We start from the raw sequence: 12,701 nt of genomic DNA on the forward strand, positions 1-12,701 counted from the left end.
CGCCTAACACGTCGTAATGACAGGGTGAGTTCCCTTCTCCCGAGCTTATTGCCCCATCGCGCCGCCGCTCAAATGCTAATGGATTTCCATCGGTAAGAATTCGTCCTTCGCCTGAATACCCATCAGTGATCTCATCCCATTGCCGCAGGAACGAAGCCAAATCGTCTCCGGGCACGACGAATGTATCTTTCCGCAGAACCTGACCCGCTGGTGTTGTGATGATCACTTCTCCAATGCTTCCTGGGCCTGTCTCAGAAAGCGATATTGCGAACCATCTCTTGCCGAACGACGGCATAGCAGCAAACTGAAGACTGCTTGCCGCTTTGGGATTCTGCAATCGCGCCAGCAAGGCGTGAGCGTCGGTCAACACCGGATTGCTTGCATCAAATAGCAACGGCCGCAGGTGGGTTCGGTTGAATTGAGCGAGCCGATGCTCTTCCCACAAGAGGACTAGAGCTGAACTGATTGCGATAAGCGCAAAAAGCGCCGCAATTGTAAATGCGTCACGCTTTATCCAGGGCCAGAGCGCCCGCTTCATCTGAGCTGGTTGGCAGGGTTAGAGGCCACCGCAATAGCACCGTGTCGCGAAGAGCCGTATTCTTCCCAAACTACCCAATAACTGCCCCGTCCGAACAGCACAAAGCCCAATCCGCCATCTCACCCACACAGCGGCCGCCCACTCCCTACTTCCAGATGCAGGTGATCGCGGTGCGCCGCGTTGTAATCGGGGCTGAGTACGGTGTTGAAGCGCTTGCATGCGCTGGTGTGGATGGCGCGCAGAAAGGCGCGGATTTGGGGGTCTTCGTCGCGCCAGTCGCGCAGTACGGTGACGCGGCGGCCATCGGCCAGCAGGAAGCCGGAAATGTCGATGGCGTTGGCGGTGGCGTGCGCGGAGCGGCGCGCGGTGCCGGCCACGTTGCGGCAGTTGTAGCTGCCCATCGTCTCAATCTTGACCAGCGGGCTGCCCAGAATCTGTTGTGCGGCGCGGTCCACGCCAAACCGTGCCCAGCCTTGCAGGGCGCTGGCCAGTTGGCACGTCACGGGCCCGGCATTGGCCAGGCCCAGTTGCGTGCTGTCGCTGCGCAGATAGGCCAGGCGCACGCTGCCGAGTGTGCTGCACCCGGCGCCATAATACTGATCGGGTACCGGCACATAGCCGATCGCGTTCTGGCGCAGCGAAACCATGCAGGCGCGCGTGGCGACCGAGCTTGGCACGGGCTGGACGACCGGGTGCGAGACCATGCGCGCCGAAACCGAGCGGGCGGGCCGGCGTGGGCCGCGTGGGGCATCGACACAGCCGGCGAGGGTAACCACCGGCAGCATGGCCCAGGCAAGAAGAACGCGTCGTGCCATAAGGTTAAGCCTGACGCAGTCTTGGTTACTGCAGGGTAAATGGAAAGCCCGCAGATGCGCGTTGCCGCAGTTTTTGCGACGAACCGCGCAGCAGCATGCCGGCGCAGCATTTTTTGCAGGGTCGATTGACAACCCGGCTGGCGTCCTTAGAAGCGGCGCCGGGCCACGCGGTCCCAACGCCGCGCGTGCTCTCTGTGAGGAGAGTCTACATGACTGTTGGTATTCCCGCCGCAAAGCCGGCGCGTCCTTTCTTTTCCTCGGGTCCGTGCGCCAAGCCGCCGGGGTATTCTCTGGACAAACTCGCCACCGAATCGCTGGGTCGCTCGCACCGTGCCAAGATCGGCAAGGCGCGCCTCCAACTCGCCATCGACCTGATGCGCGACGTGCTGCAACTGCCTGCCACCCACCGCATCGGCATCGTGCCCGGTTCCGATACCGGCGCGTTCGAAATGGCGATGTGGACCATGCTGGGCGCCCGCGGCGTGACCACGCTGGCCTGGGAAAGCTTTGGCGAAGGCTGGGTTACCGACGCGGTCAAGCAATTGAAGCTGGAGCCCACCGTGCTCCGCGCCGATTACGGCCAGCTGCCTGATCTGTCCAAGGTCGATTTCGCCGATGACGTGCTGTTCACCTGGAACGGCACCACCAGCGGCGTGCGCGTGCCCGATGGCGAATGGATCCCTGACAATCGCGAAGGCCTGACCTTTGCCGATGCGACCAGCGCGGTCTTTGCCTATGACATTCCATGGGACAAGATCGACGTGGCGACCTTCTCGTGGCAGAAGGTGCTGGGCGGTGAAGGCGCGCACGGCGTACTGATCCTCGGCCCCCGTGCGGTCGAACGCCTCGAAACCTATACGCCGGCCTGGCCGCTGCCCAAGGTGTTCCGCCTGGTTTCCAAGGGCAAGCTTGCCGAAGGCGTGTTCAAGGGCGAAACCATCAACACGCCTTCGATGCTGGCGGTGGAAGACGCGATCTTCGCGCTGGAATGGGCCAAGTCGGTCGGTGGTCTCGACGGCCTCAAGGCGCGCTGCACGGCCAACGCCCATGCGCTGGACAAGATCGTTGCCGAACGCAGCTGGCTCGGCCATCTCGCAGTCGATAGCGGCATCCGCTCGCGCACCTCGGTGTGCCTGACCGTCGAAGGGGCTGACGCTGACTTCATCAAGAAGTTTGCCGGCCTGCTCGAAAAGGAAGGCGCCGCCTTTGACATCGCGGGCTATCGCGATGCCCCCGCTGGCCTGCGCATCTGGTGCGGCGCCACGGTGGACACCGCCGATGTCGAAGCGCTCGGCCCCTGGCTCGACTGGGCCTATGCCCAGCTGACGGCCACTGCCGAAGCCTGATTTTCCAGCGGATCAACATTCTCGCGTCACCCCGGACTTGATCCGGGGTCCCGCTGTCCTTTTGCGACAGCACTACGCTCAAGAAGCGGGATGCCGGATCAAGTCCGGCATGACGGAAGAATGAAACAGCCAATCCCCATTCCTGCCGGCATTCCCGGCATGCGCCGTGTCATCTGGCGCACCCCATGGAGCAAAGACCATGACCAAGCCCAAGGTTCTGATTTCCGACAAGATGGACCCCAACGCTGCCCGCATTTTTGAAGAGCGCGGCTGCGACGTTGACGTGATCACCGGCAAGACGCCCGAAGAATTGAAGGCGATCATCGGCCAGTACGATGGCCTGGCGATCCGTTCGTCGACCAAGGTGACCAAGGAAATCCTGGAAGCTGCGACCAACCTCAAGGTTGTCGGCCGCGCCGGGATCGGCGTCGACAACGTCGATATTCCGGCTGCGTCGGCCAAGGGCGTGGTGGTGATGAACACCCCGTTCGGCAATTCGATCACCACGGCCGAACACGCCATCGCCCTGATGTTCGCGCTTGCCCGCCAGCTGCCCGAGGCCGATCTTTCGACCCAGGCCGGCAAGTGGGAAAAGAACCGCTTCATGGGCGTGGAAGTGACCGGCAAGACCCTCGGCCTGATCGGCGCGGGCAACATCGGCTCGATCGTTGCCAGCCGCGCGCTCGGCCTCAAGATGAAGGTCGTTGCCTTCGACCCGTTCCTCACGCCCGAGCGTGCGGTGGAAATGGGCGTGGAAAAGGCTGACCTCGATACCCTGCTGGCCAAGGCAGACTTCATCACGCTGCACACCCCGCTGACCGACCAGACGCGCAACATCCTCTCGGCCGAAAACCTGGCCAAGACCAAGAAGGGCGTGCGCATCGTCAACTGCGCGCGCGGTGGCCTGGTCGATGAAAAGGCGCTGAAGGAACTGCTCGATTCCGGCCATGTCGCCGGCGCCGCGCTCGACGTGTTCGAAACCGAGCCGGCCAAGGACAGCCCGCTGTTCGGCACGCCCAACTTCATCTGCACCCCGCACCTGGGCGCTTCGACCACCGAAGCCCAGGTCAACGTGGCGCTGCAGGTGGCCGAACAGATGGCCGATTTCCTGGTCACCGGCGGCGTCACCAACGCGCTCAACATGCCTTCGCTCTCGGCCGAGGAAGCGCCCAAGCTCAAGCCCTACATGGCGCTGGCGGAAAAGCTCGGCACCCTGGTGGGCCAGCTGGCGCACGACAACCTCGCCAAGATCGCCATCGAGGTGGAAGGCGCTGCTGCCCAGCTCAACCAGAAGCCGATCACCGCAGCCGTGCTCACCGGCGTGATGAAGCAGTATTCCGACACCGTGAACATGGTCAACGCGCCGTTCCTGGCCAAGGAACGCGGGCTTGACGTGCGCGAAGTGCGCCATGATCGCGAAGGCGAATACCGCACCCTGGTGCGCGTCACCGTCTCGACCAGCCAGGGTGACCGCTCGGTGGCCGGCACGCTGTTCGGCAACGGCCAGCCGCGCCTGGTGGAAATCTTCGGCATCGGCATCGAAGCCGATCTCGACGGCGACATGCTCTATATCGTCAACACCGACGCGCCGGGTTTCATCGGCTCGATCGGGACGCTGCTCGGCACCGCCGGCATCAATATCGGTACGTTCCACCTCGGCCGCCGCGAAGCCGGTGGCGAAGCGGTGCTGCTGCTCTCGGTCGATAGCCCGGTCAGCGAAACCGTTCTCGCCCAGGCGCGCGAAATCCGGGGCGTGCGCCTGATCAAGGCGCTCAAGTTCTAATTGCTTTGGGCGGCCCGCCGCGCGCGGGCCAAGGCCTGAAAGGCAGGAAAGGGCGGTGCCTTGCGGCGCCGCCCTTTTTGCGTCAGGTCCGCAGCCATGCGCACGCTCGACAACATCGTCTCCGATCGCGGTTCGAAATATGCCGTGTCCGGCGCGCCCTGTGGTTCGGCGGAAGAGGCGCGCGCCTTGGTGGAGCAGCTCAAGACCATCAAGAAATTCGCGAAGGCCACGCACAATACCTGGGGCCTGCTGTGCGCGGCCGGGCCGATCAAGCAGGACGATGGCGAAAGCGGGGCGGGCATGGTGATCCTGCGCATGCTGGAGCGCGAGGGACTGCGCGATCATCTGGTGATCGTGACGCGCTGGTATGGCGGAAAGCATTTGGGCGGTGATCGTTTCCGCCATGTGCAGACGGCAGTGCGGGCCTATCTGGACAGCCTGTGATCGAGGGCGCATCACGTGCCCCGGACCTTTGCACGCCGCCGGCCGTTTACCTGTCACACGCCGATCAAGGACACTGCATGACCAGCACCACTACCGTTCCGTCGCCTGCCGCCTGGCTGGCGCCGATGCTCCCCTTGTGGAACCAGCAGATGATGCTGGGCAGCGAGGCGGCCCTGGTCATTGCGCGGCGGATGTGGCTGCTGGCGCTGGCCGATCCGCGCGCAGCGTCTGAAAGCCAGCGCATGGTGACGGAAAAGGTGGAAACGCTGGGCCAGGTGTGGTGGGATTTGGCGCTGGCCCCCTCGCGCGCACTGCTGGCGGGAAAAGCCCTGCCAACGCCGCATGGGGAAGCACGACGCGTGGTGCAGACCTATCGACGCAAGGTGCGCGCCAACCTGCGCCGCCTTTCGCGCTGAACGTTCAGCGCTGGCGTGCTGCCTTGACCAGAGCCCAGCCCATGGCCCCGCTAAGCGCCATCGCCAGGGCAAGGCCTGTGGCGGCGCCCCACTCTGCGCCACTGCGCCCGGCGTAGAGTCCCCCGGCGATCAGGCCGAGAATGGGGAAGATCAACAGGGCAAGGCAACCGATCGCAACCATGGCTTGCCCCGTGCCTTGCCCATCATGAACTTTGCCTGAGCCGCCTTTACCGGGGCGGCGGGCTGCGCGGTCAGGCGACCATCGCGCGCAGGGCTTCAAAGCAAGCGCCATCGATCGCCTTGCCCACTTCGGCTTCCATGACCGCCAGGGCGCGGTCCACCGGCATGGCGGCGCGATAGGGGCGATCGGCGGTGAGCGCGTCATAGAAATCGGCCACACTGATGATCCGCGCCTCGGTGGCGATCAGGCTCTGGTTCAGACCGAGTGGATAGCCCTTGCCATCCAGCCGTTCGTGATGCGCGCCGGCAATGGCGGCCATGTCGCGCAACGGGCCGATGCGCGAGAGGATGGCGGTGGTGTGGCTGGCATGGCTGCGCATCTCCACCCATTCCCCATCGTCAAGCTTGCCTGGCTTTTCCAGCACGCGGCTCGACACGGCCAGTTTGCCAACGTCATGCAGGACGGCGGCCCGGCGCAGCGCGCCCAACTCGGTTTCAGCCACGCCCACCGCACGCCCGAGCGCCGTGGCATAGCGGCCCACCCGGCAGGAATGGCCGCCGGTATAGGGGCTCTTGGCGTCGATCACCGCGCCAAAGGCATCGGCGATATCGTCGAGATAGGCTTCGTCCACCGTGACACGGGCTTCGACCGGCTCCATCGCCTGGACATGCAGTTCCAGCGCGGGATCGTTGCAATCGCTCCAGAATCCGGGACTGGCGCTGACCGCTACGAACGCATCGACCAGTTCGGGATCGAGCCAGGTGCCGCGCCGCGCCCGCACTTCGGCCAGCGCCGCCTCGGGCCCGGCGGCCATCTGGAACACATCGGCGATCTGCGCCAGCAGGGCGAGCCGCGCGGGCAGGGGAATGGCGTGTCCGGCCAGGCCCAGCGGCTTGCCACCGCCATCCCAGTGTTCGTCCAGGGCGGCAATGGCACCAGCGACGCTTTCGGGAAAGCGCAGTTGCCGCGCGATTGTGGCGCCACGGGTGCAGCGGGTCTGGATCAGGTCGGTGGCGATGCGGCTGCCATCGCGCAGGATCGTGGCGATCGCGCGCATGCGCGCTGGCAAGGGCTCGCCCGCGCCCGTGCGGCGAAAGACAAAGCCCAGCGTCGGGCCCAGGCCCTGGCCGATCAGCTTGAACGCCTGCTTGAACGCGCGATCGTCGGCCAGATAGAGCTGGGCAATGCGCGCGGCATTGCTGGAACAGCCCAGATCCTTGAGCAGCGTGGCATAATAGATGGTGCGCCGATCTGCCGGCGACAGGCCCAGCGCCACGGCGATCTGGCTGGCGATCCAGCACGCGCGCAGCGAATGGCCGGCCGGCTGCCCCTCGGTCAGATCGAGCGCATAGGAGAATGCGCCGAGGATCTCGCTCAGCGATGTCGTGGCCACGGCTGGCGTGGCGCACGCGAATTCTTGCGCGAAAGCATGGCGCATCGGACGACCCCTGTTCTTTTTTGTCTCCAAATTGGTGACATGATTCGCGTTAAGGTCGCGTTGCCGTGTCTGTGCCCATTCGGGCGATGCCGCACAGAAAGAGGGATGGCCGTTTTCGGCCGCCCCCCCGGGTTCCAATTGTATTTGCTCGAATTTACCAGTTCACGCTGATACGGGTGTGAAGAAAGCGCCCGTTGAACCCGAATGGCGAAAAGAATGGAAATGCCACCCCGCCGCGGGTGCGCGGGCAGGTGAGCGCGCAGGTTCGCCTGCACCAGGTCCGAATAGCTATCGAGCAGGTCGTAGCGTATTTCCAGATCGGTGATCGCGTTGCGCTGTAATGATATCGCCCGCGGCGGCACCTGCCGCCTGAATCACGTTGCCGTCATGCGGTACGTGAGGCGTGGCGCTCAGCTTGCCACCGGCCCATCCAAGCGTGCCCACCGCCTTATTCGTGGGGCTGGAGGCGGGACAGGCGCGGGGCGTGGCTTTTTCCCTACCCGGCGCAGGCCAATGCCGCTAAAGGCCCGGGCCATGGACACCCGCGATCCCGATCTCCTGCCCGCCGATCTGCTTCCCGAAGGCCTGGAAGACCGCCTGCCGCGCGCGGCGGCCGCCGCCACGCGCGTGATGCGCACGATCCATGGCGTGATGGAAGGCCATGGCTATGACCGCGTGCTCCCGCCGATGATCGAGTTCGAACGCTCGCTCGCCAGCCGCATGGCCGGGATCAGTTCGCGCCGCATGTTCCGCTTCGTCGATCCGCAATCGCTGCGGATGATGGCGTTGCGCAGTGATATCACCCCGCAGATCGGCCGCATCGCTGGCACCCGCCTGGCCGCCGCGCCGCGCCCGCTGCGCCTGTGCTATGCCGGGCAGGTCGTCACCATCAAGGGCGACGGGCTCGATCCCGCGCGCGAAAAGCTGCAGTGCGGCGCTGAAGTGATCGGGGCGGACAACGTCGCCGCCGCCGCCGAAGTGGTCGCCGTGGCGATCGAGGCGCTGCAGGCCGCCGGCGCCACCGGCGTCAGCGTCGATTTTACCCTGCCCGATCTGGTTGATACCCTGGCGGACAAGGCCTTGCCCCTCGCCCCCGGGCAGATCGACGCCGTGCGGCGCGAACTCGATACCAAGGATGCCGGCGGCCTCGTCGATGCCGGTGGGCAGGCCTATGTGCCGCTGCTCTATGCCACCGGCGATTTCGACACTGCGATCGAAAAGCTGGCGGCGATCGATGCCGGTGGCGCGCTTGCCGGGCGCATCGCTGCGCTGCGCGGGATCGCTGCGCGGCTCGATGGGCGTGCCCGCCTGACGCTCGATCCGTCCGAACGCCATGGCTTTGAATACCAGTCATGGTTCGGCTTCGTGCTCTATGCCGATGGCGTGCGCGGCGCGCTGGGGCGGGGCGGCACCTATCGCATCGCCGCGCCCGATGGCGGCGCGGGCGAGGTGGCAACCGGCTTTTCGCTCTATCCCGATGCGCTGATTGATCTGATCGCCAGTGCCGAAGCGCCGGCCGAAAAGCTGTTCCTGCCGCTGGGCCACGATCGCACGGCGGCCGCGCGGCTGCGCGCTATCGGCTGGCGCACCGTCGCCGCACTCGACGCCGGCGACGAACCCGCGGCCCTGGGCTGCACCCACGTTCTGGTGGCAGATGGCCCGGTCGCCATTGCGGCGGCGTGACAGGCCCTTGACTCTGGCGGGGCGGTGCCACTAGTGCGCCCCCCGCACACATCCTGCGCGTCATCGCGCCCAACCCACCCGCTGCGCCGAGTCCTGTCGAAGGGCGCTGTTCGGGTCCACCTGGCAGGTGGAGGAGTGTATCTGTGGCAAATGTAACCGTGATCGGCGCCCAGTGGGGTGATGAAGGCAAGGGCAAGATCGTTGACTGGCTGGCCAGCCGCGCCGATGCGGTCGTGCGGTTCCAGGGCGGCCACAACGCCGGCCACACCCTGGTGGTGGGCGAACAGGTCTACAAGCTCTCGCTGCTGCCCTCGGGCATCGTCACCGGCACGCTGTCGATCATCGGCAACGGCGTGGTGCTCGATCCCTGGGCGCTCAAGGCCGAGATCGAGAAGCTCACCGCGCAAGGCGTGGAAATCAACGCCGACAATTTCGCCATTGCCGACAATTGCCCGCTGATCCTGCCCTTGCACCGCGATCTCGATGGCCTGCGCGAGGCGGCCGCCGGCGCCGGCAAGATCGGCACCACCGGCCGCGGCATTGGCCCGGCCTATGAAGACAAGGTTGGCCGCCGCGCCATCCGCGTGTGCGATCTTGCGCATCTCGACGCGCTCGATGCCCAGCTCGATCGTCTCTGCGCCCACCACGATGCGCTGCGCGCCGGGTTCGGCCAGCCGCCGGTCGATCGCGCCGCCTTGCTGGCAGAGCTGAAGGACATCGCGCCTTACGTGCTGCAGTTCGCGCAGCCGGTGTGGAAGCGCCTCAATGCCGTGCGCAAGGCCGGCGCGCGCATCCTGTTCGAAGGCGCGCAGGGCGTGCTGCTCGATGTCGACCATGGCACCTATCCGTTCGTGACTTCGTCCAACACCGTGTCGGGCACGGCGGCGTCGGGTTCGGGCCTGGGCCCGGCGTCCACCGGCTTCGTGCTGGGCATCGTCAAGGCCTATACCACCCGCGTCGGCTCCGGTCCGTTCCCAACCGAACTGGCCGATGACGTGGGCCAGCGCCTGGGCGAACGCGGCCACGAATTCGGCACCGTCACCGGGCGCAAGCGCCGCTGCGGCTGGTTCGACGCAGTGCTCACCCGCCAGTCCTGCGCCATTTCGGGCGTCACCGGCATCGCGCTGACCAAGCTCGATGTGCTCGACGGCTTCGACAAGGTGAAGATCTGCATCGGCTATCGCCTCAATGGCAAGGTGCTGGACTATTTCCCCAGCCACGCTGCCGACCAGGCCAATGTCGAGCCGATCTACGAGGAAATGGACGGCTGGCAGGAAACCACCGCCGGCGCCCGTTCGTGGGCCGATCTGCCCGCCCAGGCGATCAAGTATATCCAGCGCGTGCAGGAACTGATCGAAACGCCCGTGGCGCTGGTCAGCACCTCGCCCGAGCGTGAGGATACCATCCTCGTACGCGATCCCTTCGTGGATTGATCGCGCTGGCCGGAGCGATAGGATGGCGTCATGCGCCGCTCCATCGCCCTCTTGGCATTGGCATGTGCGGCGGCGGGCCTGTGGGCCTTGCCGCCGCTCTTGCATGAAATGCCCGCGCGGGCGCAGGCGGTTGCTGCCGAGGTGGGCGATAGCGGAGCAGAGGTGGCGCGGGTGCGCGTGGAAAAGGCCGCGCGGCGCGTTATCCTGCTCGATGCGGAAGGGCGCCCCTTGCGGGTGTTCACGGATATCCAGCTTGGTCCGGCGCCAACCGGACCCAAGCATTTCGAGGGCGATGGGCGCACGCCCGAGGGGCACTACACCATCGACCACGGCAATCCGGCGAGCGCCTATCATCTCTCGCTGCACATCTCCTATCCCGATGCCGCCGACCGCGCCTATGCCGCGGCGGCCGGCCGCGCGCCGGGTGGGCAGATCTTTCTGCATGGCCAGCCCAACGGCTTTGGCCCATTGCGCGCGCCGGGCGATTGGACCGAAGGCTGCATCGCGCTCAAAAACTCCGAAATCGAGGAAATCTGGCAGCGCGTTGGCGATGGAACGCCCATAGATATCGTGCCCTGAGGGACTTTCTCGCTCCAAAACCGAGGCATCTGGCGTTGACCTGATCCCGCTTTGTTCCGCAAGTGTTCGCATACGCGATTTTACGGAGTGGGGACAATGGGGCAGGCTGCGGCGCGTTTTGACTATGGGTTTTCCGGCGAAAGCGGGGCAACGGGCGACCGGGTGCAAGAGCGTTCTTTCGGCTGGGGAGCCGGGGAAGGGCGCGGGGTTCAGCCGCTTGCGGTGTCGATCTTTGCCGACCGTGGCTATCTGCGCGCCGAAATGGCCGAAGATGCCGCCGCCGCGGGCCTGCGCGTGGCGCAGACCAGCGATCTTGAACGGCTGGTATCCGATGCGGCCGCCCCGGGGTTGGGTGATCTCGTGCTGGTCGATTGCCCGGTGATCGACGGGCTGGAACTGGCAGCGCTGTCCCGGCTCGATAGCTGCGCGGCGCAAAGCGGTTCGCAACTGGTGGTATCCACCAGCATCGGCTCGCTCGATGATGTCTTTGGCTGCCTTGACCAGTCAGAAGCGCAGATCCTGGTCACCCCCAGCCGGGCCGAGCGGGTGATCGCCATGGGTCGCGTGCTCGCCCGCACCGGCAACCGCGTGCGCGAACTGGGAGAGGAAGACCGCCTCACTCTGCTGCGCCTCACCGAGCAGGTCACCAACATCGCCGCCCGGCTCGAACAGCTCTCGCCCGGCAACGCGGCTGACGTGGAAAGCGCCTCCGCCTTCCGTTTCAACGGAGAGGGTGGGGAAGCCGGTCCGGCCAAGCTCGACGACGGCACCGACCGCCTGGTGCGCACCGCCCGCCCGCCGCTGCCCGATCCGCGCCTGGTGCGCAAGATCATCCGCCAACGCCAGCTGCGCGCCCGCTTTTTCGAGGGCGACCTGTTCGCCGATCCGGCGTGGGACATGCTGCTCGATCTGACCGCCGCCCGTGTGGAGCACGTGCGCGTCTCGGTCACCTCGCTGTGCATCGCCTCGGGCGTGCCCCCCACCACCGCGCTGCGCTGGATCGGCCAGATGACCGACGCCGGCCTGCTCCAGCGCGTAGACGACGAAACCGACCGCCGCCGCGCCTTCATCACCCTTACCGATAAGGCCGCCGATGCCATGGCCCGCTACTTCGCCGAACTCGGCTCATCGGCCAACGCGCTGGTCTGATCCCGCCCGCGTTCGTCGCGCGGTGTTGCGATGGCGGCTGGGGCATGCCTCCCGGGCGCCAGCCGCACACCAGTGTTCAGTGACAAAGGCACGTTTCGGCGCTTTGCCGAGAACCTGACGAGTACGTGACAGTTTGCCCCACTTTATGCGTAAAACAGTGTTGTTCACGCCGCCTAGTCGCGTCGGCGCACATGGCAGCTGCAACCGCGCTGCCTCCCGCATGATATTGCGAAATGTGATCAATGAATACTGGATGATGGCATGAACGATCGATGCTTTTCTACCGTTGCGACGTAACGTTTCGAACAGCAGCAGCTCTCGCTAAACATCTGATATCCTGAAATTCCCCCGCTGGCCGCTGAGCGCGACCGGCTCGGCTTGCTAAATCGCCTGACAGCGCACTCGCCGCTTGCTCCGATCCCGCATCGCCTCCACAAGCCTTCTATCAGCTATGCGGAGAGAGAAATTGCTGTTCCACACAATGGTAGGCTCCAACGACATTGAGCGCTCGCGGCGGTTCTATGACGCGGTTTTGGGTGTTCTCGGCGTGCCAGAGCCGATGATCAACATCGCGGGAAGCGGACATACGCGCCTTTTCTACCCGAACCAGGGCGGAACCAACTTCATCGTCACCCAGCCGATCAACGATGAGCCCGCCACCGTCGCGAACGGGGCCACCGTCGCATTCTCGTGCAATTCGCCCGAGCAAGTTCAACAATTTCATGACGTCGCGGTGGCCAACGGCGGAACGTCAATCGAAGACGCCCCTGGTCCGCGAGCGTCCGCGATGGGGACTATCCACCTGACGTATGTGCGCGATCCAGACGGCAACAAGCTTTGTGGGATTCACATCCCCGGATAACGTTTTCGCATCCGTATCTGCGCCGGCCCAGCGA

At 65.3% G+C, this 12,701-nt stretch carries 13 protein-coding genes; 9 read left to right on the plus strand and 4 right to left on the minus strand.

Annotated features, from left to right (window positions below; translation table 11 throughout):
- Window positions 1–538 (minus strand): hypothetical protein (locus IP65_RS21505; RefSeq protein WP_156306747.1); only part of this gene is annotated, 538 nt, incomplete at its 3' end.
- A gap of 119 nt (window positions 539–657) precedes the next feature.
- Window positions 658–1,353, minus strand: a complete 696-nt coding sequence (locus IP65_RS19105; protein ID WP_054132683.1) for an extensin family protein — start codon at window positions 1,351–1,353, stop codon at window positions 658–660.
- Between the two features lie 209 nt (window positions 1,354–1,562).
- Here IP65_RS19105 and IP65_RS19110 point away from each other — a divergent pair, with 209 nt between their 5' ends.
- The 4 genes from IP65_RS19110 (at window position 1,563) to IP65_RS19125 (ending at window position 5,342) form a co-directional block, all read left to right on the plus strand.
- On the plus strand, window positions 1,563–2,699 hold the full coding sequence (locus IP65_RS19110) for a phosphoserine transaminase (protein WP_054132684.1): 1,137 nt from the start codon (window positions 1,563–1,565) through the stop codon (window positions 2,697–2,699).
- A gap of 199 nt (window positions 2,700–2,898) precedes the next feature.
- On the plus strand, window positions 2,899–4,482 hold the full coding sequence (gene serA / locus IP65_RS19115; RefSeq protein ID WP_054132685.1) for a phosphoglycerate dehydrogenase: 1,584 nt from the start codon (window positions 2,899–2,901) through the stop codon (window positions 4,480–4,482).
- Between the two features lie 96 nt (window positions 4,483–4,578).
- Window positions 4,579–4,926 carry a YigZ family protein gene (locus tag IP65_RS19120; RefSeq protein WP_054132686.1) on the plus strand — a complete coding sequence of 116 codons (348 nt, stop codon included), beginning with the start codon at window positions 4,579–4,581 and terminating at the stop codon, window positions 4,924–4,926.
- A gap of 77 nt (window positions 4,927–5,003) precedes the next feature.
- Entirely contained in the window at window positions 5,004–5,342 is a 339-nt protein-coding gene (locus tag IP65_RS19125) for a hypothetical protein (protein WP_197279288.1), read from the plus strand.
- 4 nt (window positions 5,343–5,346) lie between these two features.
- On the opposite strand, the gene IP65_RS21780 is transcribed toward IP65_RS19125, so the two are convergent.
- Window positions 5,347–5,523: a hypothetical protein gene (locus IP65_RS21780; RefSeq protein WP_166643354.1), complete on the minus strand. Its 177-nt coding sequence runs from the start codon at window positions 5,521–5,523 to the stop codon at window positions 5,347–5,349.
- A 70-nt stretch (window positions 5,524–5,593) separates the two neighbouring features.
- Window positions 5,594–6,961, minus strand: a complete 1,368-nt coding sequence (locus IP65_RS19130) for an HD-GYP domain-containing protein (RefSeq protein ID WP_054132687.1) — start codon at window positions 6,959–6,961, stop codon at window positions 5,594–5,596.
- Between the two features lie 534 nt (window positions 6,962–7,495).
- Here IP65_RS19130 and IP65_RS19135 point away from each other — a divergent pair.
- The 5 genes from IP65_RS19135 (at window position 7,496) to IP65_RS19155 (ending at window position 12,667) form a co-directional block, all read left to right on the plus strand.
- On the plus strand, window positions 7,496–8,644 hold the full coding sequence (locus tag IP65_RS19135; protein WP_054132688.1) for an ATP phosphoribosyltransferase regulatory subunit: 1,149 nt from the start codon (window positions 7,496–7,498) through the stop codon (window positions 8,642–8,644).
- A 143-nt stretch (window positions 8,645–8,787) separates the two neighbouring features.
- Window positions 8,788–10,077, plus strand: coding sequence for an adenylosuccinate synthase (locus tag IP65_RS19140; RefSeq protein WP_054132689.1), 1,290 nt, complete (start codon window positions 8,788–8,790; stop codon window positions 10,075–10,077).
- A 30-nt stretch (window positions 10,078–10,107) separates the two neighbouring features.
- Window positions 10,108–10,656 (plus strand): murein L,D-transpeptidase family protein, encoded by a 549-nt coding sequence (locus IP65_RS19145; RefSeq protein ID WP_082350265.1) that lies wholly within the window; start codon window positions 10,108–10,110, stop codon window positions 10,654–10,656.
- A 96-nt stretch (window positions 10,657–10,752) separates the two neighbouring features.
- On the plus strand, window positions 10,753–11,805 hold the full coding sequence (locus IP65_RS19150; RefSeq protein ID WP_156306749.1) for a winged helix DNA-binding protein: 1,053 nt from the start codon (window positions 10,753–10,755) through the stop codon (window positions 11,803–11,805).
- A gap of 481 nt (window positions 11,806–12,286) precedes the next feature.
- Window positions 12,287–12,667 (plus strand): VOC family protein, encoded by a 381-nt coding sequence (locus IP65_RS19155; protein ID WP_197279289.1) that lies wholly within the window; start codon window positions 12,287–12,289, stop codon window positions 12,665–12,667.
- Window positions 12,668–12,701: the final 34 nt, after the last annotated feature.

Source organism: Novosphingobium sp. AAP1, assembly GCF_001295765.1.
Classification (GTDB): domain Bacteria; phylum Pseudomonadota; class Alphaproteobacteria; order Sphingomonadales; family Sphingomonadaceae; genus Novosphingobium; species Novosphingobium capsulatum.